Genomic DNA, 26,920 nt, shown 5'->3' with positions numbered 1-26,920 from the left:
AAGATGGGCACTGAAGCGGCGGCCCCAAAGAACAAGAAGCTAATTAACAAAGGAGTGAGGCGCGTTATGTCATCACTATTTAAGAAATCGCTAGTGGCAACCAGTTTATCTTTGTTAGCCGTGCAAGCACACAGCGCCGGCTTTCAAGTATCAGAAACCTCGGTATCCGGTTTGGGGCGTGCTTTTGCCGGTGAAGCCGCTATCGCAGACAATGCCGCAGTGGGTGCACGCAACGCCGCTGCCCTAACCCGTTTTAACACCACCGCGTTCTCGGGCGGCTTGACGATTATTGACCCCGATGTGCATGCGGATGTTACTCCAGGAGCCTTACCCCAAGGCACAACCAGTAAGAGTGCAAAAGATATAGCCCCTACTGAATATGTGCCTAATATTCATATTATTCAGCCGATTGATGACAAATTAGCGGTGGGCTTCTCTGCCTTTTCTAATTTTGGCTTGTCAACCGATTACCCAAAAGACTTTTACGCGGGTTCTATTGCGGGATCAACTGAACTGGTGACCATGAACTTCAACCCTAATATTGCCTACAAGCTTAATGATCAGTGGAGTATCGGTGCGGGTATCAGCGCCATATATGCAGACGCAGAGCTTAAACGACAATCCGGTCCCTTATTTGCTGCTGTTTCGGCATTAGACAGCGCTACAGATCAGACAGCTAAGCTGACTGGCGATGGCTGGGGCTTTGGCTGGAACATCGGTACCCTCTGGGAATTGGATGACAATAACCGTTTTGGTCTCACCTATCGCTCACAAACCGACATAACGCTTGACGGTGATTATCAGGGGTTATCATCCAAGAAAAAAAAGGTCGATGGTGAACTGGAGCTTAACCTACCTGAAATCATTGAGTTCTCGGGCTTCCATCAGTTAAACCAACAATTCGCCGTCCATTACAGCGCCATGTATACCGGCTGGGATCGCTTTGAAGAACTTAAAGCAACCGGCTCCGAATGTACTAATAACGGTGTAGCTGGCGAGTGCTTCCAAAAAGACGAAGGCTGGGATAACAGCTGGCGTTATGCGCTAGGTGCCACCTATACCATGGATGAGCACTGGGCGTTCCGTGCTGGTTATGCATACGATGAAAGCCCAGTATCGGCGGAAAAGCGCACGTTAAGCATTCCTGATTCAGACCGTCACTGGTGGAGCTTGGGTGCCACCTATACTGCCAATGACAACCTCTCTATCGATGCCGGCTTTGCCTTCCTCGATGGTGAACAAGTCGGTGGTAATGAAGAGTTGCAATCTGGTAAAGCCGCAACGGCGACCGATTTTAGTGCCGGTGGCGACGCGTACATCTATGGTTTGCAGCTGAACTACTTGTTCTAATCCCGACTGCTTAACCTAAGCCCAACGAGCCGGCCTACATAGGCCGGCTTTTTTTGGTCGAATCGCTGATGCGAGTGATAACTGCAGGGGTAAGCGATGGCTGGCTGCGATGATGGAACAACGCGACCAAGCCCCGCACACAGACATGCCGTGAACCCATCCCTGGGGGCGCCGCCGCGCCGTCCTTGGCGCGGAGGGTCTGCTTAGCGGCACTGGGTCGCTATCGAACAGGATCGCCTCGTATGGCCACACCCGCAATTGCTTTCCCCCACACCAGTGCTTTTCACACCACTAGCATTTGCAGCCGTCCCTTTTTGCCTACTTTACTGGTCGCGAATTGCAGCAACGCTGACAAGCATGAAAGAAAGTAACCAAAAAAAACCGATTACCCCTCGACAAGGACAAAATTTTGCGCAAACTGGGTAGCTTAATTACAAAACCATAGATAATCCCTGCAGTGAAGCTGCAGTCACCACACCCATAACAGGAATGTTTAATGAACCCGGTAGTCATTTCAGTCTGCGTCATGCTGGCATTGGCGCTTATGCGTGTAAATGTCGTTGTCGCGCTCACGTTCAGCGCCGTCCTTGGTGGCTTGGTCGGTGGTCTTAGTATTTCCGACACCATTAGTGCCTTTGAGGGCGGACTGGGTGGCGGCGCCACCATTGCCCTGAGCTATGCGATGCTCGGCACCTTTGCCGTCGCCATTAGCCGCTCAGGTATCACGGATGTGCTTGCGCACTCGGTGATCCGCAAGTTAAACGCGCGTCCCACCGATGCCAATACCGCCACCTTTAAATACGTTGTTTTAGTCCTATTAGGCCTGTTAGCGATTTCGTCGCAAAACGCAATCCCGGTCCACATTGCCTTTATTCCCATTGTGATCCCCCCTCTATTGCATGTGTTCCAACGCTTAAAGCTCGACCGTCGATTGGTCGCCTGTGTACTCACCTTTGGCTTAATCATGCCGTATATGGTGTTACCGGTCGGTTTTGGCGGCATCTTTTTGAACAACATTTTGCTCAAAAATCTCAATGACAATGGTCTCGATGTAGTCGCAAGCCAAGTCCCTACCGCGATGTTATTGCCTGCGGCGGGTATGGTCGTTGGCCTGCTGATCGCCACCTTTATCAGCTACCGTCAGCCTCGCCAATACAGTGAAAAAGACGTACTCAGCGCTGAGCCGGAAAACCAGGGCATTCAGTCGCGCAACTTGTGGGTCGCCGCCATTGCCATTGTTGCCGCGCTAAGTGTTCAGCTAATGGCCGGCTCAATGATTGTGGGCTCGCTGGCTGGTTTTATGGTGTTTACCTTTGGTGGCGTGATCCGCTGGAAAGACACCCAAGACGTGTTTACCAAAGGGGTGCACATGATGGCGATGATTGGCTTTATCATGATCACTGCCGCGGGCTTTGCCGCCGTCATGAAAGCGACAGGGGGTGTCGAATCCTTGGTCGCGTCCCTGTCTGGCCCCATTGGTGAGAATAAGCCACTAGCGGCTTTTCTAATGTTGGTGGTGGGTCTACTGGTCACCATGGGGATTGGCTCCTCCTTCTCGACCATTCCCATTATCGCGACGATTTACGTGCCCCTCTCACTGGCATTTGGTTTTTCACCGATGGCAACAATTGCGTTGGTAGGCACGGCAGCCGCGTTGGGCGACGCAGGCTCGCCGGCGTCAGACTCCACCTTGGGCCCCACGTCCGGGCTGAATGCCGACGGTCAGCACGAACACATTTGGGATACGGTCGTCCCCACCTTTATTCATTACAATTTGCCATTAATTGCGTTTGGCTGGCTCGCGGCCATGGTGCTCTAAGCGGGGGCGCCCAACAAACGTAACGCGCAATTTCACGCACCGATGAAGACAAAAAGCCACGTCCAAGACGTGGCTTTTTCTAGGCCTGTCACATCAGTAACCGCGCTATTCGTTTTCGCTCACATCACGGCGCTCGGCCGCTTCTTTGACCAGTGGCTGTAGCTCACCTTTTTGGAACATTTCCAAAATGATGTCACAACCGCCGACCAATTCACCTTCAATCCAAAGTTGTGGGAAGGTTGGCCACTGCGCATATACAGGCAGCTCTGCGCGGATATCTGGGTTTTGTAATACATCCACGTATGCAAACTTTTCACCGCACGACATAAGCGCTTGAGAGGCTTGTGACGAAAAACCACAGCTTGGCAGTTTTGGCGACCCTTTCATGTAAAGCAGAATCGCATTTTCTTCGATTTGCTGCTTGATTTTGTCCGTTGTTTCCATTGCTTCCTCGAACACTGTCTGTGAATCTTGTCTTGATTCTACTGGTTAACAAGCCGGAAAAAAATGCCTAAATCTTTTGTGGGATTAGGCATAAAAATTTTACTGCGATCCTTTTAATAAAGTAAAAACTTGCTAAACTACACTGAGCAAAACGAAAATAGTAGCCACACCCGATGCTTAGGTGCTGAGTTGTTCGCGTGAGCATTCATGGCCAACAACACACATGAGCGCCGGTGATGGACTACAGGAAGCACTCTCACGATAAAAACGGAGATATAAGCAATGTCATTCCAACTACCAGAACTCCCTTTCGCAAAAGATGCACTAGAACCACATATCTCAAAAGAAACCTTGGACTATCACTACGACAAGCACCACAACACCTATGTTGTGAAGCTTAATGGTCTGATTGAAGGGACTGATTTTGAAGGTAAGTCACTCGAAGAGATCATCAAAAACTCTTCAGGCGGCGTATTCAACAATGCCGCGCAAGTGTGGAACCACACCTTCTACTGGCACTGCCTAAGCCCTAACGGTGGCGGCGAGCCTACTGGTGACGTTGCAGACGCAATCACGAAAGCCTTTGGCTCTTTTGACGAGTTTAAAACTCAATTCACCAACGCAGCAGTCACCAACTTCGGCTCTGGCTGGACGTGGCTGGTGAAGAAAGCTGATGGTTCAGTAGCGATCGTCAACACCTCAAACGCTGAAACCCCACTGACTCACGACGGTGAAACACCACTACTGACTGTGGACGTTTGGGAGCACGCTTACTACATCGATTATCGCAACGTGCGTCCAGACTATCTGGCTGCCTTCTGGAAGCTGGTTAACTGGGACTTCGTGGCGAAAAACTTCGCAGGCTAAGTCAGCTTACGAAAAAGCTTGAAGCTAAGGAGGCGTCTATCGCCTCCTTTTTTATGCGCGCTTGAAACGCTTGGCTAACCATGAAGAAAACCGGACATAAAAAAGCCGCCAACGTCGTTGACGGCTTGCGATGGTTATCGCTCAGTGATTAGTCTTGCGCTTTTTCCGACAAGACAATACGCAATGTACGACGCAGAGGCTCTGCCGCGCCCCACAGCAGCTGGTCACCCACGGTAAAGGCATTGAGGAAATCGTCACCCATTGCCAGTTTACGTAAACGGCCCACCGGCACAGACATGGTGCCTGTCACTTTAGCCGGACTCAGATCCGTCATGGTCACATCGCGCTCATTAGGCACCACACTGACCCAGTCGTTATGTGATGCAATCATGTCTTCAATTTCATCCATTGGCACCGCTTTTTTCAGCTTAATGGTCAGTGCCTGACTGTGACAACGCATCGCCCCGACACGAACACACGTACCGTCGATAGGGATCGGATTGTGGTCTAGCCCTAAGATCTTGTTAGTCTCCACCGAAGCTTTCCACTCTTCTTTGCTTTGACCATTGTCGCGCTTCACATCAATCCAAGGGATCAGTGAGCCGGCAAGTGGCACGCCAAAGTTGTCACTTGGGAAATTACCCGAGCGTAGGGTTTGCGCGACTTTGCGGTCAATATCCAGAACAGAGGTAGCAGGACTGGCCAAATCGGTATTAACGGCATCGTTGATCACACCCATTTGGCTGATCAATTCGCGCATATGCTTGGCGCCTGAGCCAGACGCAGCTTGATACGTCTGGGCAGTCATCCACTCGACCAACCCGTTTTGGTACAAGCCGCCCAAGCCCATCAGCATTAAACTGACGGTACAGTTACCCCCCACAAAGGTACGCGTGCCTTGATGAATACCCGCTTGGATTTGTTTGAAGTTAACCGGATCCAAAGTGATGATACTATCATCTGCCATTCGTAGTGATGACGCCGCATCAATCCAATAGCCTTTCCAACCTGATTCACGCAGCTTTGCGTAAACATCATTGGTGTAGTCTCCGCCTTGGCAGGTGATAATAGCATCGAGGGTTTTTAGCATCTCAATGTCGTAAGCATCTTTTAAGGTGCCCGCATCTTTACCGTAGTTCGGTGCGTCGATACCCACTTGAGAGGTACTAAAAAAGACAGGTTCGATATGGTCGAAATCTTTTTCTTCTACCATACGCTGCATCAGCACCGATCCCACCATGCCGCGCCAGCCAACTAAACCTACTCGCATCATAATTTTCACACTCCATGTTGTGTGACCGTCGTATAAAGTTCGACAGTCAGTGAAAAAACGTTTTTGATACTAACACGTCTTTTCTCAGTCGTCAGGTTAGCCCCTTTTTCTGCTCAATTATCCACCATTTTTTAAACATTCCGTCACTGAACCCTTACTTGGTTTAACGTACATACGCCGACAAACACCGCCTCAAGACACATAAAAATCATCAATATAAAACAGATAATTAACCTTAAAACCACAAGGAAACAACATATAACAATGACAATTAACTCAGCTCGCGTTTGACTCACATAAGCGACAAAAATGTTTCCCATCTCATTGTTCTGTTAGCTAGAGTATGACGCCTCACAAATGGAACAAAGGATACTGACACACGGACAGTGATGTGAGTTTGGTTGTTGCTAGTTGCATCGCCAAATCGCGCAGGGAGTAGTCGCGCAATCACAGACGATCCACCTTCCGATAATGATATTGATACGTTCGCCCTATCGGTTGTCACCGAGTGCGACGTGAAGAAGGTTCAGTTATGACAACACATCAAATTCGATTACCATCCATCGTTCAGGTCATCCTAGCGCTGGGTGCATTTTTGGCGCTCGCGTTTTCGTTTACCGCAAAACTCGATTTACCTATCCAGCTGGCACTGTTTATTGGCTGGTTTGTGATCATGGGTTTGGGACTCAAATTAGGCCATCAATACAAAGATCTTGAGTCGGCAGCGACCAAAGGCATTTCCAACGGCCTTGGCGCGGTGTTAATTCTCCTTTCCGTGGGCGCACTCGTGGGTACCTGGATTGCCGGCGGCATTGTCCCCACTATTATTTACTATGGTCTGAAAGCTATCCATCCTTCTATCTTCCTTTTAGCGACCATGTTGATTTGCTCGTTAACCGCTTTGGCGACGGGAACCTCTTGGGGCGCGGCGGGTACCGCGGGGATTGCGATGATGGGGATTGGCCAAGGCCTTGGGATCCCCGCGCCCATGACCGCGGGTGCAGTGCTCTCTGGCTGTTATTTCGGCGACAAAATGTCCCCGCTGTCTGATTCGGTGATCCTGGCTTCATCCATGTCAGGCGTGGAAATTGTCGAGCATATTAAAGGGATGCTTCCGATTGCGCTTATTAGCTACATCATTACCGGCATTCTATTTACCCTGGTCGGCTGGCACTACGCTGGCAATGTCGATATGAGCCAGGTAGAAATGGTGAAACAGGCGATGCAGGATCAGTTTGTGATCACTCCGATGTCATTTATTCCTGTGCTCATCGTACTCGCGTTGCTCGCCATGCGCCTTCCATCCTTCCCAGTGATCAGCTTTGGCTCACTACTGGGTGTGGTGTGGGCAGTGATGTTGCAAGACATGGCTCCCGTTTCGGCGATTAACACCGCTTGGGCCCCCTTCTCTGTCGCATCAGGGGTAGATTTCATTGATGCCATTCTCAATCGTGGCGGCATGTCGTCGATGCTTGGGTCTGTGGCAGTGATTGTATTTGGTCTCGGCTTTGGCGGGTTACTGGAAAAAGTGGGCGTCCTCCATACTATCGCCAGCCTCTTTGAGCGTCGCGTCAACAGTGCTGGAAGCTTGGCCACCTCCACCATCGGCACGGCCTTTATGGGTAACATTTTTGGCTCAGCGATGTACGTGTCACTGATACTGACCCCCAAAATTTGTGCGAAAAACTACGACCGCTTGGGTTATCAGCGTAAGAACTTGTCACGTAACGCCGAGTTCGGTGGTACCTTGACATCCGGGATGGTGCCTTGGAGTGACAACGGCATTTATATGGCAAGCATCTTAGGGGTCGCCACCTTGTCGTATGCGCCGTTTATGTGGCTAAGCTTTGTTTGTATCGCTGTGACTATCGTGACCAGCTATATGGGTTGGTTTGTTGATAAAGTCGATCCAGCACAAACCGTGCAGACTGATGACGCTGCGACCCTAGACGCTCAGCCCGATCGCGCATAAAAACGCCGATAAGGTTTTGTTGCGAACACGGCACGAGGCAAAGTAAAGAAACAAGCGGGACACCAACAGGTGTCCCGCTTTTTATCATCAAGATAAACCTGACCCAACCAAAGTCAGTGATTTAGACGCTAGTCGTCATCTCGGCTCGACAAGCGGCGCTGAAGCTGGTCGCGCAAGTTCGGCGGCGTGCCTTTTATGGTCAGCGTATCTGTCTCTGGATCATAAAACACACGCTCCCCCAACAGCATGGCATCAAAGTTTACCGACAAACCGCCACCGGCCCCGACAAACTTGGTGAGCTTTCGCATCGTGGTTCTGTCAGCCGGGAACTGCTCTTCAAGCTCATACCCTTGCTGGTTAGCATACTGATAAAAGTCAGTGCCTTCGGGGGTGGTCGGCAACTCGCCCGCCAGCTCTTTCACCACCACTTCATCGCCCGCTTTAAGCTGATCATTGCAATAATCAAAAACTTGTTTGCGATAGTTATTCTTTTCTTCCTTGTCGAGGCGCGCATCGTCGCAGTAGTCTTCTACCGCTTGCATCAGCACCTGGTTTTGCTGCTTGCTATCCATTCCCACTTCCGCTTGCAGAAAGTCGAGGAAGAAATCAGCGACTTTGCGCCCCACGCGACCTTTGATAAAGGAAAGGTAACGATTTGACTCGGCGTCCGTCTCCCACGTCGATAAGTCAATGCGCGCAGCGATATCCATCTTGCTCACATCGAGATACTCGGTGGCATTTACCTCCAATTCATCGGTGACGCGTAAACTGTGCTTGGACTCAAGCACGCCGATAAACAGATAATCCGTCGCGAGCGCTCGATAGTGCGCCATCACTAGGGTGCCGTTATCAGCAAAAGGGTATTTGGCTAGTTCAGCACGCAAGCGCTCCACCGCTTTTTCGGACAAGGCTTGAAAGTCGAGTTCACCGGCACGATAAGCCTTTAACCACTGCTGGAAGTCACTCTCGGTGTCAAACAAAGCAAACCCTTTGCCTGCTTTTGCATGATAAACCCGATGAATGTCTCCCATCAGGTTTTCGGTCTGCTCAGTCAGCGGCAACGGGCCGTCTCGAAGGTGAACGTTAAGCGAATCATCATCTTGCTTAACGATTTGATGCAATATTACGTTAGAAAGCGTGAGGGTCATGATTGAAAAGATTTTCAGTAAGACTAAAGTGTGAGTTATTATACGCTGCTTTGGTTTTAAGAAGAAAAGACGAATTTATGCCTGTAACTTCAAAATATGACGACGAGCAAGTGGAACGTATTATCAACGATGTTGTCAACGTGTTAGAGCAACACGATGCATCGACAGATTTATCGCTGATGGTGATCGGGAATGTCGCCACCAACATCCTCAATCACAATATCCCTGCCGCCCAACGCCAGGCATTTGCCGACAAGTTTGCCCAGGCATTAATGGCATCTATCGATAAGCAATAATGCATAAAGCAGCAGTCGCTAATAAGAGAAGAATAAATTTGTATGGTTGATAGCGGAACATCGTATCGTGACAAAGTATCCCAGCTCATCAGTTGGGGGCATTGGTTTAGCTTTTTTAACATCATTGCCGCTATGTTGCTGGGCACGCGCTACATCAGCCAATCGGGATGGCCTGAAACCCTATTAGGGCAAAGCTACTTGGTGTTCAACTGGGTTGGACACTTTGGCTTTCTGGTGTTTGCGCTGTATATTCTGATTATTTTCCCGGCCAGTTTTCTCATTCCCTCTCAGCGGTTAATGCGGCTGTTTGCCGTACTGGTTGCCACTGTTGGGATGATGGTGCTGCTGCTCGATATTTACGCTTACCAAACCCTGCACCTTCACCTTAACCCGCTGGTGTGGGAGCTGCTGTTAAGCGGCGAAAAAACCGATATGAATGCGCATTGGCAATACTTGTTTATTGCTGTGCCTGCTATTTTTATCTTAGAGTTGATTATTGCCGAATGGGTGTGGCGCAAACTGCGTAAACTGACGCGTAAACGGATTGGTATCCCCGTGGCTACCGTCTTTGCGCTTTGCTTTATATCTAGCCATCTTATCCATATTTGGGCGGACGCCTTCATATATAGCCCGGTCACCGCACAGCGCTCTACCTTCCCGGTCTCCTATCCGATGACCGCGAAAACCTTTATGGAAAAGTACGGCTTGCTCGACAGGCAAGAGTACCAACGTTTGCGTGAACAACGTGGACAAGAAACCAGCGAAGTGATCCGGTATCCCCTTCAGCCGCTTGCCTTTGCACCGGATGCCAACAAATATCAGAAAAACTTACTGATGGTGATGGTAGAGGGACTGCGTGCGGACATGGTAAACCCAGTCACCATGCCTCACCTCCACCAGTTTGCTAATCAAAACCTGTGGTTTAAAAATCACTTTAGCAGCAGCAATGACGACATGGCGGGGTTGTTTGGCTTTTTCTACGGCTTGCCTGGCAGTTATGCGCAAAGCGCCCGTACCGAGGGGCTGCGTCCGGTACTGATAGAAACACTCAAACAGCGTGATTATCAACTGGGGTTGTTTAGTGGCGATCATTTTGCCAATCCCATTTATTATCAGAGTATTTTCAGCCAAGCGCTTGAACGCGATAGCCAATCGGACAAACCCGCTTGGCAAGCCGATGCCGAGGCCATCAGCACGATGCAAAACTGGCTGGGAAGTCGCGAAACCGACAAGCCATGGTTTGGTTACCTAGAATTAGCAACCGTGAATGAATACGAGCAAGGTGGTGACTACCCACAGCCTTTTCAACCGGCACTGGATAGTGCCATGGCAGGGGTCGATACCCAGACAAGCTTGGTATTAAAAAACAGCTACAACAACGCCGCGCATTATGTCGATGACCAACTTGGCCGCTTGCTTGAGCATCTAGGCCAGTCAGGGCAATTGGACAATACCGTGGTGATGATCACCGCCAATCACGGGATGGAGTTTAACGAGACCGGACTCAACAGTTGGGGCTCAAACTCAAACTACAGCCGATATCAGTTACAAGTGCCCATGATTATGCATTGGCCCAACCAAAATGCGGAGCAAACTGCGCATTATAGTAGCCACCTAGATGTGGCCCCCACATTGATGGAATCCTTGCTATCGGTCAGCTCTCCGGCGGAGACGTATAGCAGTGGAACCAACTTGTTCGAGCTTAAAAACCGTCCACGCAAGTGGGTGCTCGCCGGCGATAGCCGAGATATCGTGGTAGTACAACCGCAAAAAACCACCGTGGTGGATAAGTTTGGCAACTATAAGGTGTTTGATAAGCACTATACACCGCTGCCAGAGGGGAAACCGCAATTGTCACTACTGATGCAAGTGATGCATGAACTGAAACGCTTTTATTATCCCGAAGAGCCGTCGTCGTGATGAGCAAGGGGCAGAGCAAAATGTCACATCGCGACGGTGGGTTGACGCTTTAATAGCCAAACGGTTGAAAAACCGAAAAACAATGCCCCTTGGCAATTGACACCCACTAGGCCGATTCGTAATATAGCGCTTAGTCGGTCTGTAGCGCAGTCTGGTAGCGCACTGTCATGGGGTGTCAGGGGTCGCTGGTTCAAATCCAGTCAGACCGACCAATATTTAAGCCCACCGTTCATCGAACGGTGGGCTTTTTCGTGTGTGCGCATTAAAGGCGGTTACTTCGCTTGCCGCCCGACAAATGCCGCAACCACGGTATCTTCGCCACGTTGACGAGAAAATACATAGGCCCCCGCTTGTGGGATGACTTGGTGCGTACCTGCCCCAATCGCCGGGTGATCTTGCCTAAACTGGCCTACTTTACGCCAATGGTTTAGCAAATCTGTTTGCATATCATTGCGCTGCCATATCATGTCTGAACGGGTACCTTGATGGAAATCGTCTCCGTAAGGGCCCAAGTCACGCCCGACTTCATCACCATAGAACACTTGTACCGCACCGGGCGCCAGCAAGAGTGCGTTAGCGGCACCACGCTGCATGCTGGCGTCTTTAAAGCGACTGAAAAAAAGCTCAGTATCATGGGACGACATATAGCTTACCGGAATGAAATCGCCCTCTTTTGCCATGGTGTCAGCATACGCTTGATAAGTGTCTTGCATTTCACTGAGGCAATACGCTCCCTTGTCCATCTGCTTTTGCAAATCGAAATTAATCAAGGCATCAAAGCCTTGGTCAAAATAAGGGCTGCGATAAGCACGGTGGCCCCATACTTCTCCCATCATCCAAAACGGCTCTCCCGTTTTGCCATGCTGATGCCGCCACGTCTCTAACGCCGCAGAGGCTTGCGATTTCAATGCTCGCCATACTTCGCCATCAACATGCTTGACCGTATCCACCCGAAAGCCATCAATACCGAAACGCTCTACCCATTGGGTTTGCCATTCCAGTAAGTAATCACTCACGGTATAGTTATCGCGCGCTTCAACGCGGGTACCTGGGTTGTTGAGCAACCATTGCGGTGGCGTCACTGGCTGATCGGATTCCGTTTTTAAGTCGGGTAGCCCAGCCAGTGTCAGGGTTTTATCACTGCTGCCGGGCTGATCATAACCAGGTAACCCAGCTCGCACCCAGTCTTTGCCCCACCATTGGTGCCATTGGGTGCTCTTGTAGTCAATGGCCTGATGGAAGTCATGCCAACTTTGCCCCTTATCAGGCTGCCAATCTTGCCATTTTTCTGGCAACTCAGCGTCATTGACGACGTTAATCCCATCTTGCTGTAAGTCCGCGAGCGTGGCATAACCTGGATGATTGACCACAGCGTCAAGAAAGACTTTTAGGCCGCGCTGGTGCGCTTCATCCACGAGGGTTTTGAGTACGGTGTCATCACCAAAGTTTTTGTCTACTTGGGTAAAGTCACGTGACCAGTAGCCATGATAGGCATAAAAAGGAAAGCTGCCCTTGCTCCCACCGCCAACAAAGCCATGGACTTGCTCGACAATCGGCGACAACCAAATCACATCTGTGCCGAGCGACTGGATATAATCCAGTTTATCGATCACCCCTTGCAGATCTCCGCCATGAAAGGTGCCGATGTTCTGTGCGTTATCTTGATGGCGTCCATAACTGTGATCATTGCTCGGATCGCCATTGTTAAACCTGTCCACCATCACAAAATAGATATTGGCATTCCGGTAGCTAAACGTCGGAGAAGGCGCGTCAACCGGGGCTAAGAGTACCAAGCCACCACTGTTCGCTGCCGGCGTTAGCGTGACACTGTGATCCTTTACACGCACCACCTGGCCACTGAGCGCTTCTTTTAGCTGGGTACCTTCGGCAAAGCTATTGCCCAGTTGCAGAGTAACCGGCCCGCCTTGATACTGCTGGCATTGCACATCTGGCAAAGGCCGTTTAAAGGTGGAGGCCGTCTTTTTTGGCTCACGCTTTACCCGTAATGTGCGCGTATCCGCTTGATAATAAAAGCCATAGTCACCAGCAAAGCGAATGGTGAGATCAAAGGTGCTGGCCGTGTCGCACTTAAGCGGTATCGGCGTATTAAACTTGGCTTTGTTTGGCGTATCGGCTTGGCAGTCCCCCTCAACGCCATCCACGGTGATTTGGTACGTGTTCTTTCCCAATGCGAAGACCGCTGGTGCGTCTACATCAAGTGGTTTATCAGCTTGTGTGGTTGAGGTGGTCACCGTGATATGAGGAGAGGCTGCGGCTGCCATTGAAAGCGAAGCGGCTATCGCGATAGCGAGCCGCTGCCAAGTAAATACAGGGGTCATGATCGTACTCCTTGCGATTTTCTTATAGGATAAAAAACCCGCAAGCGGTTGACATCATTCCTGCGTCTGCGCCCTAAAAATGTGAGCCATGACCATCCAAGGATGAGTCAAGTCAGTCATTGCTCTGTTTAATCGGCAACAGTTTGATCAGCAACAGCATGGTGAAACATCAATCATTCTCCACACCCAAAAGCTCGCCAATATCGGCAGCAGGGGCTGGACGACGATATAAATAACCTTGCCCAAAGGTGCAGCCAAGCTCATGCAGTATGGCTTGTTGATGTAGCGTTTCAATCCCTTCCGCCACCACGCCGATCCCGAGACTATCCGCCATCGCTATCATTGCTGAAACAATCGCGACTTCTTCTTCGTCTGGCGATTGGCTTTGAATATCTTTGATAAAGTGACGGTCAATTTTTAGCTTCGAGATCGGATAACGTTTTAGGTACGCCATGGACGAATAGCCGGTACCAAAATCATCGATCGCTATCCCAACCCCCTTTTCACGCAACTGTTCGAGAACACGTAACGCATTGGCTTGGTTTTCGATCAAGGTATTTTCTGTGATCTCTAACTCTAAAAAGCGCGGATCCGCGCCGGTTTTATCTAATGCCTCAGCCACTACTTGGACAAAAGTGACGTCAGCAATGTTACGGGGAGAGATGTTTACGGCCATGGAGATCGGCGCACCCGCATCATGCCACGCTTTTAATTGCTGGCAACCGGTTTCCACCACCCACCGGGTAATATCATGAATGATTGAGCGCTCTTCCGCGACCTCGATAAAATGAATAGGAGACAGCAAGCCACGTTCGGGATGATGCCAGCGCAGTAACGCCTCGACACCAATGATTTGCCCCGTCACCAGATCCACTTGTGGCTGATAATAAAGCGCCAGTTCATTGTTTTGTACACATTGGCGTAACTCCACCGCTAAACGTAGCTTATGGTTGGCATTAATGGTTAACGCATCATCATAGAACGCATAGGTATTGCGGCCCGACTTTTTGGCGTGATACATGGCTGAATCGGCGAACGTAAGGAGCTCTTCGGTACTTGACGTATCGTCTGGGTATTGCGCAATACCTATGCTTACCCCAATTTGTGCATCAATGCCGCCATCGAGGACAAACAAACGGTTCATGGCATGGATCACATCTTCTGACAAGCGAATACACGCGGTGTCATCAGTGTGAATCAAACGAAGAATGACAAACTCATCGCCCCCCAAACGTGCCAAGGTGTCGCCTTCCTCAAGCAAGCCATGTAAGCGATCACTCACCAACTTCAACAACTCATCGCCCACCGCGTGGCCATGGCTGTCATTGACGAACTTAAATTGGTCGAGATCCAGAAACATCAAAGCGATCTGATTGCGCTGAACGGACTGCATATTCATCGCTTGACGAACGCGGGACGTTAACAACAGACGATTCGGCAGCTCGGTTAACGAATCATAATGGGCTAAATCAATCAGTTTTTTCTCTGAATCTTTAAGCTTGGTGATATCCGAGAACACCCCAATATAATTAACCACATTATCAGCCTCATCTTTTACCACGCTGATAGAGAGTAGCTGGGGGTACACTACGCCATCTTTGCGTCGATTCCAGATTTCGCCTTTCCACCGTCCGTGGTCGACAATTTGCTGCCACATTTCAGCGAAAAACGATTTGTCATGACGTCCAGAGTTCAAAATGGCCGGCGTGGCACCAAGCACCTCTTCCTCTTGATACCCGGTAATCGCACTAAAGCCACCATTTACCGTCACGATCCTTCCCGTCGCATCGGTAATCAGCACCCCTTCACTGGACTGCTCGAAAATTTTTGCATTCAGCATCAGCTTTCTCTCTACTTCAAGACGTTCTGACACATCATGAATCACAGAAAAAAGCAGCTTGGCATGACCAATGGTGATCGGTGAAGAATGAACTTCCACTTGCCGCACCTCACCACTTTTAAGCCGATGTGAGAAGATAAAACAATTTTTCGCGCGCTGTTGTGCCTGCGAGAGGCTTTCTCTGAGGACACTATCGGTTTGGGTATTGATATCACTGATCTGCATCGACGTTAGAGCAGCATGGTCATAGCCATAGAACTGCTGCGCACTGTCATTGGCATCAAGAATATCGCCCGTTTTCGCATCGAGGAGCATCATCACCGCATCGTGACGTTTAAAAATGCTTCTAAAGCGGTAGCTATCATCCACCACACGCCCGATCGATTGGGCAAAACTGCGCCCCGCATTGTAACGGCCATACAGGCCACCCAGCCAAAAAAGTAAAATAATTGTACCCACAACCCAGACCGTGGGGTGAGGATGCAACCCTTTCCACCCCGATTGCGGTACGCCCAATAAACGCCAATCCCCCGACGGCAAATTGACCGTAACCGTCTCGGGCGACTGGCTCAGTACTGAGGTGTCACCATAAACCGTCGTGAATACTGATTCTGATTCGCGTTTTTCTTGTAATACCGCGCGGACAGGATAGTTTTCGCCTTGCTTAAAACTGGCGGAGAACAAACCATCAATATCTAACACCGTGGATAACACCCCCCAAGGCAGACCGGTGTTTTGGTTAACGATTGACTGCCTGGCAATCAACGCCGTCCCGCTTTGTATAAGCTCAACAGGGCCAGAGATGACCGGCTGCCTCGAGCCATAGGCGGCACGAACACTCTCTAGTTGCTCGGGAAGATCACGATAATCAGCGCCCAATACCGAGTCCTCGAGTGTATTGGGATAAACGTGACTGATCACCCAGTTTCGCGCCGCGCCAAAATTAAGAATATGGGGCGTTTTATCTCTAAGCTGGCCGGCAAAGCGGGAAAAATCCTTTTGGTCCAAATCCGGATTAAGGCTGATGTAGGTGGCAAGCCCGTGGCTTAAATCCAAATTCTGTGTCACTTTCAGCTCAATACGAGAGCGATAGGCCAGCAGCGCACGTTGCACTTCTTTCACCTCTTGGTCATGCGCTTGCTGGTAAAGCCAAAACTCCACCGAGACCACAGAGAAAGCAAAGACCATGATGGAAATAAGCACATTATAAACAAACCCCACTCGCGCGGAGCGGCGCGCAACTTTATCAAGCGCGGATGGAACAGCTTGCTGCATGACGTGATATAACCTTATTTCGCAGGACTAATAGGGCGAAAATAACCAAACTTCGGGTGTAGGACGTGATTATAAAGGGCGTGAACAGATTCGCCAGTATTACTATTAGGTTTCACAACATTGCGCATAAACAGTATGCTTGATGGGGCTTTTCTATCAAGCGGTTACCCCTTTCACTCAAGGTAACCACACCAACGCAGCGATGCAAAACAAGGAGTGTGCATGGCAATGACCCTCGAGTATGGTCTGCTACTGGTCAGCTTAGGACTGATCGCGGGGATCATTAATACATTGGCGGGCGGTGGCTCGAACTTGACCTTACCTGCGTTAATGGTGATGGGCATGCCGGCTGATGTCGCCAATGCCACCAATCGCGTGGCAGTGTGGTTACAGTGTACTTCCGGCATGGCGGGCTTTCGCCAGCACAATAAACTGGATACCCAAGATATTATCCCTGTTTTAGTCCCCAATTTACTCGGTGGCCTTTGCGGCGCATTAGCTGCCGCTTGGCTACCGGCAAGCTGGGTGAAACCCTTGTTGCTTGGCACTTTGCTGACCATGACGCTAGTAATGCTGATCAAACCCGCGACCTTTGGCCCTCCAGAGGGAACACCAACGAAGCGCGTTAAAGATACCCCCATGGCTTGGTTGGGTCTCTTGCTGGCAGGCTTCTATGGCGGCTTCGTGCAAGCCGGGGTAGGATTTGTACTACTGGCAGCCCTGTGCGGTACACTGCACTATGACCTAGTGCGTGGCAATGCGCTCAAGCTGGCCTGTACGCTCGCCTTCACCAGCTTATCTTTAGTGGTGTTTATTGCCGATGATCTGGTGCGCTGGGTACCAGGGCTGATTTTAGCCATTGGCACCATGTTGGGCGCACGAGTGGCCGTTCGCTTTGCCATTTCCGCCAACCCCAAGGTGCTTAAAGGCTTCCTGTTTGTGATGACACTGGTTGGCTGTATTGCCGCTTATGCGTTCTAACAGGTCACCTTGTACGTTTGCTCGCCACATGCTTCACATGCAAGCTGTCGCCATACTGGTGGTAATATGGCGTACCGCTCCAACAACATTATTTTGCGGCTTTGCGTCTCGCTTTCGTGGCGCGCGCTGATTTCGCCGTTGACTTTGTATTAGCCGCCGGCTTTGATTTCGCTGTCCGTTTTCGGTAGCCGGACGTGCGCCGCCCTTTACGCGCGAACGATTTAGTGGGGGCGGCTGGCAAATCGCTTAACGAGGCCGGTGGGGGCGATGTTTTTACGGTTTCAATTAAGCCTGTCACTTGTGCCGTTAATTCTTGCATAAAAGGGTGATACGCACACTGACGATCCGCCATATCTTGCAGTTGCCGCTCCCAATCGGCGGTCATATCCGGATAGGTGGCACTGTCTGGCAGCGCCGCGATAAGCCCTTTACCACTGGCGCTAGCGTGCAACGTCTTTCCTTGCCGCGTTAATAAGCCACGTTTCACCAATAACTCAATAATACCGGCACGGGTGGCTTCAGTGCCTAAGCCGTCGGTCTCGCGCAATATCTCTTTCAGCGCTTTGTTTTGTACATAGCGACCAATGCCTGTCATCGCCTGCAACAGCGTGGATTCCGTAAACGCCGCCGGCGGCTCTGTCATGCAATCTTTAATCTCACCGCGTTCACAGCGTCCTTGATCGCCTTTCTCCATTAGCGGCAAGGGGGCCGCGTCGCTGTCTGCGGTGTTATTTGTCGGCAACAAAGCACGCCAGCCGGCCAACGTCAGCACCTTCCCTTTGGCAATAAAACACCCACCTGCGATATCAAAGATGAGCTTCCCTTCTGCGTATTCAGCGGCCGGATAAAACTGCATCACGTATTGGCGCGCGATGAGCTGATAAATCTTTGCTTCATCGGCTGACAAGCTTGTCGGCGCGACTTTCGCTGTGGGGATAATCGCATGATGAGCGCCTACTTTACTGTCGTTCCATGCCTTCCCTTTGCGCTTGGTATCAGCCCCCTCACATGCTTGGCTAAGCGTCTCACAGCCTTGCTTAATGGCACCGAGTATCTTATTCGCCTCGGCGAAGTGGCCTTTGGGCAAATAGCGACAGTCTGAGCGCGGATAAGTGATCAGTTTGTGGCGTTCGTAAAGCTGCTGGCACACATCCAGTGCTTTTTGCGCACTAAAACCAAACCGCTTTGAAGCGTCAATTTGTAGTGCCGACAAGTTGTACGGCAACGGCGCGGCCTGTTTACGTTGCTGACGCTCCGCTTCAGTGACGGTCGCGGTTTGTCCTGCGATGCGTTGTGCGACGTTCTCTGCCAAGGGACGAGACAGGACGCGTCCCTGTTCATCTTGCCACTTTGCGCACGCTTCACTGGGCTGCCAACGTGCCCGTATCTCTCCCTCTGGATGAGCAATGATCGCATCCAGTTGAAAAAACGGGTGAGGTACAAAACTGTCTATCGCCTGATCACGGCGCACCACCAGTCCTAACACTGGCGTTTGCACACGTCCGACCGATAACACGCCTTGGTAGCCGGCCTGTTTCCCTAACAAGGTATAGGCACGAGACAGATTCATTCCATACAACCAGTCGGCGCGTGAACGCGCTAAAGCCGATACGGACAGTGGCATGTAGGCTTTGTTATCTTGCAGGTGCGCGAGGGCTTTCTTCACCGCAGAAAGGTTTAAATCACTGATTAAAAGGCGCTTAATGTTAGCTTTTTTGTTGGCACTGACCTTGGCGTAGTCAATCACTTCATCAACCAACAACTGTCCCTCTCGATCGGGATCACCCGCGTGCACCAGTTGATCAAACTGTTTGATCAGTTTTTTGACGACAGCCAGTTGCGCCGCGGCGGCTTGACGAGGACGGAGCTGCCATTTTTCAGGCACAATCGGCAGATCAGCCAGATCCCACTTTTTATAGCGGCTGTCATACGCATCCGGCTCAACCTGCTCTAACAAATGGCCGATACACCAGGTCACTACATCGCCTTGAGCGGTCTCGATGTACCCTTTGTGATTTTTGTGCGGTTTAGGCAGTCCCGCCGCAATCGCGCGTCCGAGACTGGGTTTTTCCGCTATAAACAATCGTGCCATGACAAAGCCTTTTTAACCGTCGCTGAGCGCATGGTATGCAAAGGCCGATCAGGGCGCAATAAAAAACCTGTACATATGCACAGGTTTTTTCGAGGTAAACGCGATTTATCCTAGTTTACAGGTAGGTCACAAACTTACTGGTATCACGCTTAGGAGCATTAGCTGGGGCGCAATCAGGCGTCCCCAAGTATAAAAAGCCGACAATCTGATCGTCACCTTCTACCGACAGCGCTTCGCGCACAGCAGGATGATAAGCAAACGCGCCAGTGCGCCAAAACCCTTGAAAGCCCTGCGCGACAGCCGCCATTTGCATCGCTTGTGTGGCACATCCCGCCGAAATATGTTGCTCAATGGTAGGAACCTTATCGTGCGGACGCGTGCGGGCAATCACTGCCACCACCATAGGCGCTCGAAGCGGGGCATTACGCGCTTTTTCAATCGCCGCCTCATCCGCGCCATTGGTTTGTGCGGCGTCGGCAAGAATAGTGGAAAGCCGGGTGAGCCCCTCACCTTCGCAGATCACAAATTGCCACGGCGTCAACGCGCCATGATCAGGGGCGCGCAGCCCTGCTTGAATAATGTTTTCAAGCACGTCACCGCTCGGTGCGGGCGCGGCGAGACGCGGTATCGAGCGGCGCTGTAAGAGCAATTCAAGTGCGTCCATGATTCATCCTTTTTACCGTTAAACGGCCATGTATAACTCGGTGATCACAGGTTAACACAGCCTAGAACGGATAAAATCGTGCAAAGTGTATGGATTTAGAGCGCCAACGCCGTTTCAATCCCTTGGCGAATCGCACGCTTCGCATCCAGCTCGCCCGCATGCTCTGCCCCACCAATTAAGTGATAGGACAGATTAGCTTGTTTCAACTGCTCTGCAAGCTGATTAACCGACTCTTGCCCGGCACACAAGATGATCTGAGTGGCAGGAATCAAGTGCGCCTCGTCTTTGATACTCACATGTAGTCCCTCATCATCAATTTTGTGATAGGTCACCCCCCCCACAAGATTCACGCCCCGTTTTTGCAAGGTTTTACGATGGATCCAGCCAGTGGTTTTGCCCGGCCCTTTGCCAACTCGGCCTTCTCGGCGCTGTAATACCCAAACCTGCTTATCGCTATGGGTATCATGGCCAGGATACAAGCCGCCTTCGTGGCTAATGGTTTTATCGATGCCCCACTCTTTGAGCCAATCATCCAAGCTTTGATCCTTGGGCTCGGTGATCATGGTGGCAACATCCACTCCAATGCCTCCCGCGCCGATAATCGCGACATGGCTACCCAAGGCCGGGTTGTCACGAATAAAGGTTTGGTAGTCAATCACCTTTGGATGCTCGATCCCTTCAATCGCAGGGCGGCGCGGTTTGACGCCTGTCGCCACCACAACGTCATCAAAGGCACTTAATGTATCCACATCCACTGTTTGATTGAGTTTGACCGTCACTCCCGCTTTTTCCAACCTCCGGAGGTAATAGCGAATGGTTTCTTTAAACTCTTCTTTTCCTGGAATGGCCATCGCCAAATTGAATTGCCCGCCTAGACGATCCGACTTTTCGAACAAGGTCACATCGTGGCCGCGTTCGGCCGCCTCGGTGGCACAGCTAATCCCTGCCATGCCACCCCCAATCACCGCCACCTGTTTCACTTGCCGGACCGGTGTGGCGATCAGTTCGGTTTCGTAACAGGCTTTCGGGTTCACCAAGCAACTTGCCCGTTTTCCTTTAAATACGTGATCAAGACAGGCTTGGTTACAAGCAATACAGGTATTAATATCATCCGGCTGCCCCGCCTTGGCCTTGGCGACAAACTCAGCGTCGGCCAAAAAGGGTCGCGCCATCGACACCATATCCGCCTGCCCGCTGGCCAAAATCGATTCAGCGACCTCAGGCGTATTGATGCGGTTACAGGTCACCAAGGGCACCGACACTTCACCTTTTAATTTTTCCGTCACCCAGCTAAACGCACCTCGTGGTACCTGGGTGGCAATGGTGGGCACGCGCGCTTCATGCCAACCGATCCCCGTGTTGATAATGGTCACGCCCGCTTGTTCAAGGCCCTTCGCTAAGGCAACCACATCCTCGAAGGTATTGCCTTGCTCAACCAAATCCAGCATCGATAAGCGGAATATCACGATAAAGTCGTCGCCAGCGGCCTGACGCACCGCGCGCATCACTTCAACGGCAAAGCGCATGCGATTTTCAACCGTTCCGCCCCACTGGTCGTAACGGCGGTTGGCGCGGTGACAGAAAAATTGGTTAATGAGGTAACCTTCCGAGCCCATGATCTCAACGCCATCATAGCCCGCTTCGCGGGCAAGCGCGGCACTACGCCCAAACGCTTTAATGGTGCGCCAAATCGCCCGCTCACTCATTTCAAACGGAGTAAATTTACTGATGGGGGCGCGAATGGCTGATGCACTTTGCGCGAACGGATGAAAGGCATAACGTCCCGCATGCAAAAGCTGAAGCGCTATTTTCCCGCCATGAGCATGAACCGCTTCCGTGATGGCACGATGTGCACGTGCCGCGCGTCCAGAGCTGAACTGGGCGCTAAATGGCGTCAAGCGACCGCGAAAATTGGGCGAGAAGCCACCCGTCACAATCAACCCTACATCGCCTTTCGCACGCTCGGCGTAGAAGGCGGCTAGCTTTTTAAAACCATCGTTTGCTTCTTCAAGCCCAGTATGCATAGAGCCCATTAGCACGCGATTTTTTAGGGTGGTAAACCCAAGATCGAGGGGGGCTAGCATGTGGGGATAAGGGTGCTGTTCCATTGCTTGCTCACTTATTGTTTTGTGGTCTGACCAGACTATAGCGCTGACAGACACGTGATTTCAAACATTCGTTTACAAGTTAGCAACATGGTATCGCGATTTATGATCTGGGTAGGACTTTCACCCAGTATTGGCGTATATCGATAATCGCTCGCACCTATCGCTCTTGGCTCTGATCAGCTAGGATATCAGCGACATGCACCGATGGACTCAAGTATGAAAAAACTGTTCCGCTTTATTGCATCCCTTTTTAAATGGCTGTGGCGTGCGCTCAGTTTCACGCGGCAGCTTTTGTTAAACGTCCTTTTCATAGGCGTCATTGTTGCCATCTACTTTGCGCTGACGTCGGAAACCCCCTTGACGCCAAAAGACGCTGAATCGGTCAAGGTCGCTCAATCTGAGCCCGAGCCACGCGCCCTCTTGCTAAACATTGATGGCCCGATTGTTGAGCAGCGTCAACGTATTAGCCCAATTGATACGCTATCGCGCAACGCACTCGGTCAACCGGTTGAGCGTGAAAATGTGTTGTTTGACATTGTCGACACCGTGCGCCATGCCGCCACTGACGAGCAGGTCAATGGGCTTGTGCTCAGCTTGGGCGACATGCCGTCCACCAGCTTGACCAAGATGCGGTATATCGCCAAAGCCATCAATACCTTTAAAGAAAGCGGCAAACCCGTGATCGCCATTGGCGGCACCTATAGCCAAAGTCAGTACTATTTAGCTAGCTATGCTGATGAGGTGCTAATGTCGCCTGATGGCATGGTGATGCTGCAAGGCTATGGTAGCTACAATCTGTATTGGAAAGACTTACTCGATAAGTTGGACGTCTCTACCCATGTGTTCCGTGTGGGGACCTATAAATCGTTTGTCGAGCCTTACACGCGCAACAACATGTCCGATGCCGCCCGCGAGGCGAATCAAGCCTGGCTGTCTCAGCTGTGGCAGGCGTATGTGAGTGATGTCGCCAAGAACCGCGGTATCCAAGCGGATATGCTCTCTCCCAGCGCTGAGCAACTGCTCTCGCGATTACGCCGTTTCGAGGGTGACTTCGCCGCATTGTCTAAGGACGTAGGAATCGTCGATAAATTAATGACGCGTCAGCAAATCCGTCGCCATCTCGCCGATAAGTTCGGGAGCGATGGCAAAGACAGCTTTGAATACACAGGTTATTACGATTACCTGCCGAAGATACAAAGTGGCTTTAGCTTGCCGGGCAACAATAACATTGCTGTCGTCGTCGCCAGCGGCCCCATCATGGACGGACATCAACGTCCGGGGACGGTGGGTGGCGATACCACCGCGGCAATGCTTCGCGATGCGCGCCTAGACAACAGTGTTAAAGCCGTCGTGCTGCGTGTTGATAGCCCGGGAGGCAGCGCTTTCGCCTCTGAAGTCATTCGCAATGAGGTAGACGCATTGCGTGAGGCCGGCAAACCTGTCGTGGTGTCGATGTCGAGCGTGGCCGCCTCGGGGGGATATTGGCTATCGGCCAGTGCCGATAAAATCATTGCCCAACCTACCACGATCACAGGTTCGATTGGCATTTTCAGCCTATTCACCACCTTTGAGAACACGCTGGATGATCTCGGCGTGCAGTCTGATGGTGTCGGCACCACGCCGTTTGCCGGTGTGGGACTGACTCGCGCGCTCCCTGACGAGGTGGGAGACATCATGCAACTTGGCATTGAGCACGGTTATCACCGCTTCCTCTCGGTCGTCAGTCACCACCGCAATATGTCGATGGAACAAGCTGATCAGGTCGCGCAAGGCCGCGTCTGGACGGGGCAAGACGCCCTGAACCTCGGCTTAGTGGATAAGCTGGGTGACTTTGACGATGCGGTATCAACAGCCGCCGATCTCGCAGAGATTGAGGACTACCAGCTCGATTGGATGCAACAGCCACTCACCCCCTTTGAGCAATTTATTAACGACGTGCTCGGACAAGGTGCGAGTGTGCTTGGCAAAACCGTCCAGGCGAGCATGCCATCGATCGCTCAACAACTGGCGTCGTCACCACAGTGGCAGTCATTGACCTTGTTGGAAAAATTTAACGACCCCCAAGGGCGTTACTTATTCTGCTTGAACTGTCAATACCAATAAAATCGACTCGCCCTGACCCTACAGTCAGGGCTTTTTCCTGTTTTTCTTCTATTCTGTGTGTCGCTCGCTGTTATCGATGTAATCGTTACATGTATACTGTGCTCACGCTCATTTAATGCAGATTTGACATGATGGAACGTAAACACATTTATATCGCTTACACAGGTGGCACGATCGGCATGCAAAAGTCCGATCATGGATATGTCCCTGTGTCTGGTTTTCTGCAACAACAGTTGGAGAAGATGCCAGAATTCCATCGTCCAGAAATGCCGCTTTTTACTATTCATGAGTACCAACCACTCATTGATTCATCGGATATGACGCCAACGGATTGGCAACGGATTGCGGACGATATTGGCGACAATTATCACAAGTACGATGGCTTTGTGATCTTACATGGTACCGACACCATGGCTTACACGGCGTCAGCCCTGTCGTTCATGCTGGAAAACCTAGAAAAACCTGTGATCGTGACCGGCTCGCAAATTCCGATTGCAGAGTTGCGCTCAGACGGGCAAGCCAACCTACTCAATGCCCTTCATATTGCCGCTAACTATCCGGTGAATGAGGTCACCTTGTTTTTCAATAATCAGTTATTACGTGGCAATCGCAGCACCAAATCCCATGCCGATGGCTTTAATGCCTTTACTTCGCCTAATCTGCCTGCTCTGCTTGAAGCCGGCATTCATATCGAGGTAAAAGCAGATAAGCTCAACCAGCCTTCCGCCGGCCCTTTTAAGGTGCATACCATCAATGATCAACCGGTTGCAGTGATCATGATGTATCCCGGCATCTCACCGGACGTGGTAAGAAACGCACTCAAGCAGCCAGTGAATGCCATGATTTTGTTAACCTTTGGGGTGGGCAACGCGCCTCAGCACCCCGAACTGCTGGACTTACTCAAACAGGCCACCGATCGGGGGGTCTTGGTGCTTAACTTGACCCAATGTTTGGCAGGACGCGTGAATATGGGCGGCTACGCAACAGGCTGTGCATTGGCTGACGCCGGTGTGTTGAGCGGCTACGACATGACGCCAGAGGCGGCGTTGGCTAAGCTTCATTTCCTGCTGAGTCAGTCCTTGCCGTTCGAGACCCTGCGTACCTTGGTACAAAAAGATCTCCGCGGTGAACTCAGTTACTACTAGCTTGTTACTGGTTCACGAATCTTTCAGTGTGTGACGTCGGCAAGGTTGCCGGCGTTTTTATTTGCTAACGTATACGAAGGGGTAACCATACTGTTGGTCGTCATTAAAAGGAGCGCATAATGAGGGTATTACATGGTGACTCGCTGTCGCCCCATACGCGAAAAATCGCGCTGGCGCTGAGGTTAAAGCATTTAGACTATCAACTCGCCCCCACTTCCCCTTTCGAGGCACACGAGCGCATTATCCACCATCCTCCGATGCAAACTGTGGTCGCACTCGCCGAGGCATCACACACCATTTACCAAGACACAGTGATTACGGCCTACCTTGATGATGCCTACCCTGATCCGCTGCTCTATCCAGGCAACCCCACCCATCGCGCCCAGATCCGCTGGGTTGAGTGGTTTTGTCGCTATCAGCTCGATCCCTTAATCACAGATACCTTGTTTTACCAACGGGTGGTACGCGGGCATATTTTAGACAAAACGGTCGATCATCAGGCCGTGAACCAAGCTCTGCAAACATTACCCGCCTGCTGCCAATATTTAGGCGAGCAAGTAAAAGCAATGCCCACCCAGACGGTGACGATGGCAGGTATCAGCGTGTGGAGTCTGTTTCGTTGCGCAAAAATGGCAGGGTTGGTGCTGGACGACCGATTCGCGGCGCTGAGTGATTACCTCTCAGCTCTCGACCAACACCCCTTGTTCGATGCCTATGCGCAGGAGGAAAATCATCAACTAACGCCGTTTTTCGCCAGCCCAATTAGCCTAGCGACCACCTAGGTACCAGCATGCTAATGGCCGATTCAATGATAGACGCGGCCATCGCCGTGATCGCTGAGCTGTGCGCGCTAATGTTTAGTATTGCTGTCCTGAGTCGCCACCTCAATCCGGGCTTCATCTGGACGGGCAAACTCACGTTTTAGTTCCGCTTTCGATTTCCACGTCACATTGCCCCCTTTCGCGACGGTCATGTGCTGGGGCTGGCTGTTGTGACGTGATTGATACAACATCACGGCTTGCAAGGCTTGGTCGCGTTGCGCTTGGTTCAAGCTGGTGCCGTCCGGCCATTTGCCCGTCTCCACGGCATAACACAACCGATCATACACTTCAGGCGTCATTGCCTTTAAGACTTGTTCAATATCCATTATTACCTCTTGGCGATCCTCATTGGGTTATTATGCCTGAACTTGGTGGGTGGACGGCATGCTTGGTTCAGTGCGCTGTATCACGCTTTAGGCCATCAACTACACTAAAAGATCACGTATACTCATCGCAACTGACT

The 26,920-nt window shown here is 51.1% G+C and carries 19 protein-coding genes and 1 tRNA gene; 11 read left to right on the top strand and 9 right to left on the bottom strand.

Annotated features, from left to right (window positions below; translation table 11 throughout):
• The first annotated feature begins 66 nt into the window (after positions 1-66).
• Positions 67-1,350 carry a porin gene (locus BZG13_RS02760; protein ID WP_077484795.1) on the top strand — a complete coding sequence of 428 codons (1,284 nt, stop codon included), beginning with the start codon at positions 67-69 and terminating at the stop codon, positions 1,348-1,350.
• Positions 1,351-1,846: 496 nt separating this feature from the next.
• Positions 1,847-3,169, top strand: a complete 1,323-nt coding sequence (locus tag BZG13_RS02755; protein WP_077484793.1) for a Na+/H+ antiporter family protein — start codon at positions 1,847-1,849, stop codon at positions 3,167-3,169.
• Positions 3,170-3,274: 105 nt separating this feature from the next.
• Here BZG13_RS02755 and grxD read toward each other — a convergent pair whose 3' ends face one another.
• On the bottom strand, positions 3,275-3,613 hold the full coding sequence (grxD, locus tag BZG13_RS02750; RefSeq protein ID WP_077484791.1) for a Grx4 family monothiol glutaredoxin: 339 nt from the start codon (positions 3,611-3,613) through the stop codon (positions 3,275-3,277).
• 282 nt (positions 3,614-3,895) lie between these two features.
• Here grxD and sodB point away from each other — a divergent pair, with 282 nt between their 5' ends.
• Positions 3,896-4,480, top strand: coding sequence for a superoxide dismutase [Fe] (gene sodB / locus BZG13_RS02745; protein ID WP_069362010.1), 585 nt, complete (start codon positions 3,896-3,898; stop codon positions 4,478-4,480).
• 148 nt (positions 4,481-4,628) lie between these two features.
• On the opposite strand, the gene asd is transcribed toward sodB, so the two are convergent.
• Positions 4,629-5,750, bottom strand: coding sequence for an aspartate-semialdehyde dehydrogenase (asd, locus tag BZG13_RS02740; RefSeq protein WP_077484907.1), 1,122 nt, complete (start codon positions 5,748-5,750; stop codon positions 4,629-4,631).
• 535 nt (positions 5,751-6,285) lie between these two features.
• On the opposite strand from asd, the gene nhaC reads away from it, so the two are divergent.
• Positions 6,286-7,725, top strand: a complete 1,440-nt coding sequence (gene nhaC, locus BZG13_RS02735; protein ID WP_077456260.1) for a Na+/H+ antiporter NhaC — start codon at positions 6,286-6,288, stop codon at positions 7,723-7,725.
• A gap of 128 nt (positions 7,726-7,853) precedes the next feature.
• Here nhaC and yejK read toward each other — a convergent pair whose 3' ends face one another.
• Positions 7,854-8,873 carry a nucleoid-associated protein YejK gene (gene yejK, locus BZG13_RS02730; RefSeq protein ID WP_077484789.1) on the bottom strand — a complete coding sequence of 340 codons (1,020 nt, stop codon included), beginning with the start codon at positions 8,871-8,873 and terminating at the stop codon, positions 7,854-7,856.
• Positions 8,874-8,950: 77 nt separating this feature from the next.
• Between yejK and BZG13_RS02725 the strand changes: the two genes are divergently transcribed.
• The 3 genes from BZG13_RS02725 (at position 8,951) to BZG13_RS02715 (ending at position 11,301) form a co-directional block, all read left to right on the top strand.
• Positions 8,951-9,169, top strand: coding sequence for a YejL family protein (locus BZG13_RS02725; RefSeq protein WP_069362013.1), 219 nt, complete (start codon positions 8,951-8,953; stop codon positions 9,167-9,169).
• Positions 9,170-9,211: 42 nt separating this feature from the next.
• On the top strand, positions 9,212-11,089 hold the full coding sequence (locus BZG13_RS02720; RefSeq protein ID WP_077484787.1) for a DUF3413 domain-containing protein: 1,878 nt from the start codon (positions 9,212-9,214) through the stop codon (positions 11,087-11,089).
• Positions 11,090-11,224: 135 nt separating this feature from the next.
• A tRNA-Pro gene (locus tag BZG13_RS02715) sits at positions 11,225-11,301 on the top strand.
• Positions 11,302-11,361: 60 nt separating this feature from the next.
• Here BZG13_RS02715 and BZG13_RS02710 read toward each other — a convergent pair.
• Positions 11,362-13,428, bottom strand: a complete 2,067-nt coding sequence (locus tag BZG13_RS02710) for an alpha-amylase (protein ID WP_077484785.1) — start codon at positions 13,426-13,428, stop codon at positions 11,362-11,364.
• 169 nt (positions 13,429-13,597) lie between these two features.
• Positions 13,598-16,543: a bifunctional diguanylate cyclase/phosphodiesterase gene (locus BZG13_RS02705; protein WP_077484783.1), complete on the bottom strand. Its 2,946-nt coding sequence runs from the start codon at positions 16,541-16,543 to the stop codon at positions 13,598-13,600.
• 222 nt (positions 16,544-16,765) lie between these two features.
• Between BZG13_RS02705 and BZG13_RS02700 the strand changes: the two genes are divergently transcribed.
• Positions 16,766-17,524: a sulfite exporter TauE/SafE family protein gene (locus BZG13_RS02700; protein ID WP_077484781.1), complete on the top strand. Its 759-nt coding sequence runs from the start codon at positions 16,766-16,768 to the stop codon at positions 17,522-17,524.
• 88 nt (positions 17,525-17,612) lie between these two features.
• Here BZG13_RS02700 and BZG13_RS02695 read toward each other — a convergent pair whose 3' ends face one another.
• From BZG13_RS02695 to BZG13_RS02685, 3 genes are all read right to left on the bottom strand, one after another.
• Complete coding sequence (locus BZG13_RS02695; RefSeq protein ID WP_077484779.1) at positions 17,613-19,616, bottom strand: DNA topoisomerase III; 2,004 nt, start codon at positions 19,614-19,616, stop codon at positions 17,613-17,615.
• A gap of 115 nt (positions 19,617-19,731) precedes the next feature.
• On the bottom strand, positions 19,732-20,280 hold the full coding sequence (locus BZG13_RS02690; protein ID WP_077484777.1) for an NAD(P)H nitroreductase: 549 nt from the start codon (positions 20,278-20,280) through the stop codon (positions 19,732-19,734).
• 95 nt (positions 20,281-20,375) lie between these two features.
• Positions 20,376-22,388 carry an NADPH-dependent 2,4-dienoyl-CoA reductase gene (locus tag BZG13_RS02685; RefSeq protein WP_069362020.1) on the bottom strand — a complete coding sequence of 671 codons (2,013 nt, stop codon included), beginning with the start codon at positions 22,386-22,388 and terminating at the stop codon, positions 20,376-20,378.
• Positions 22,389-22,604: 216 nt separating this feature from the next.
• Between BZG13_RS02685 and sppA the strand changes: the two genes are divergently transcribed.
• From sppA to BZG13_RS02670, 3 genes are all read left to right on the top strand, one after another.
• Positions 22,605-24,491, top strand: a complete 1,887-nt coding sequence (gene sppA, locus BZG13_RS02680) for a signal peptide peptidase SppA (protein WP_077484775.1) — start codon at positions 22,605-22,607, stop codon at positions 24,489-24,491.
• A gap of 131 nt (positions 24,492-24,622) precedes the next feature.
• Positions 24,623-25,636: an asparaginase gene (ansA, locus tag BZG13_RS02675; RefSeq protein ID WP_069362070.1), complete on the top strand. Its 1,014-nt coding sequence runs from the start codon at positions 24,623-24,625 to the stop codon at positions 25,634-25,636.
• Between the two features lie 119 nt (positions 25,637-25,755).
• Complete coding sequence (locus BZG13_RS02670) at positions 25,756-26,418, top strand: glutathione S-transferase family protein (RefSeq protein ID WP_077484773.1); 663 nt, start codon at positions 25,756-25,758, stop codon at positions 26,416-26,418.
• Positions 26,419-26,486: 68 nt separating this feature from the next.
• On the opposite strand, the gene BZG13_RS02665 is transcribed toward BZG13_RS02670, so the two are convergent.
• Entirely contained in the window at positions 26,487-26,783 is a 297-nt protein-coding gene (locus BZG13_RS02665; RefSeq protein WP_077484771.1) for a YeaC family protein, read from the bottom strand.
• Positions 26,784-26,920 lie beyond the last annotated feature (137 nt).

The organism is Salinivibrio sp. ML323, assembly GCF_001995745.1.
GTDB lineage: Bacteria > Pseudomonadota > Gammaproteobacteria > Enterobacterales > Vibrionaceae > Salinivibrio > Salinivibrio kushneri.
The sequence above is the reverse complement of the archived record's forward strand: the minus strand, read 5'-3'. Positions and strand labels throughout refer to the sequence as shown.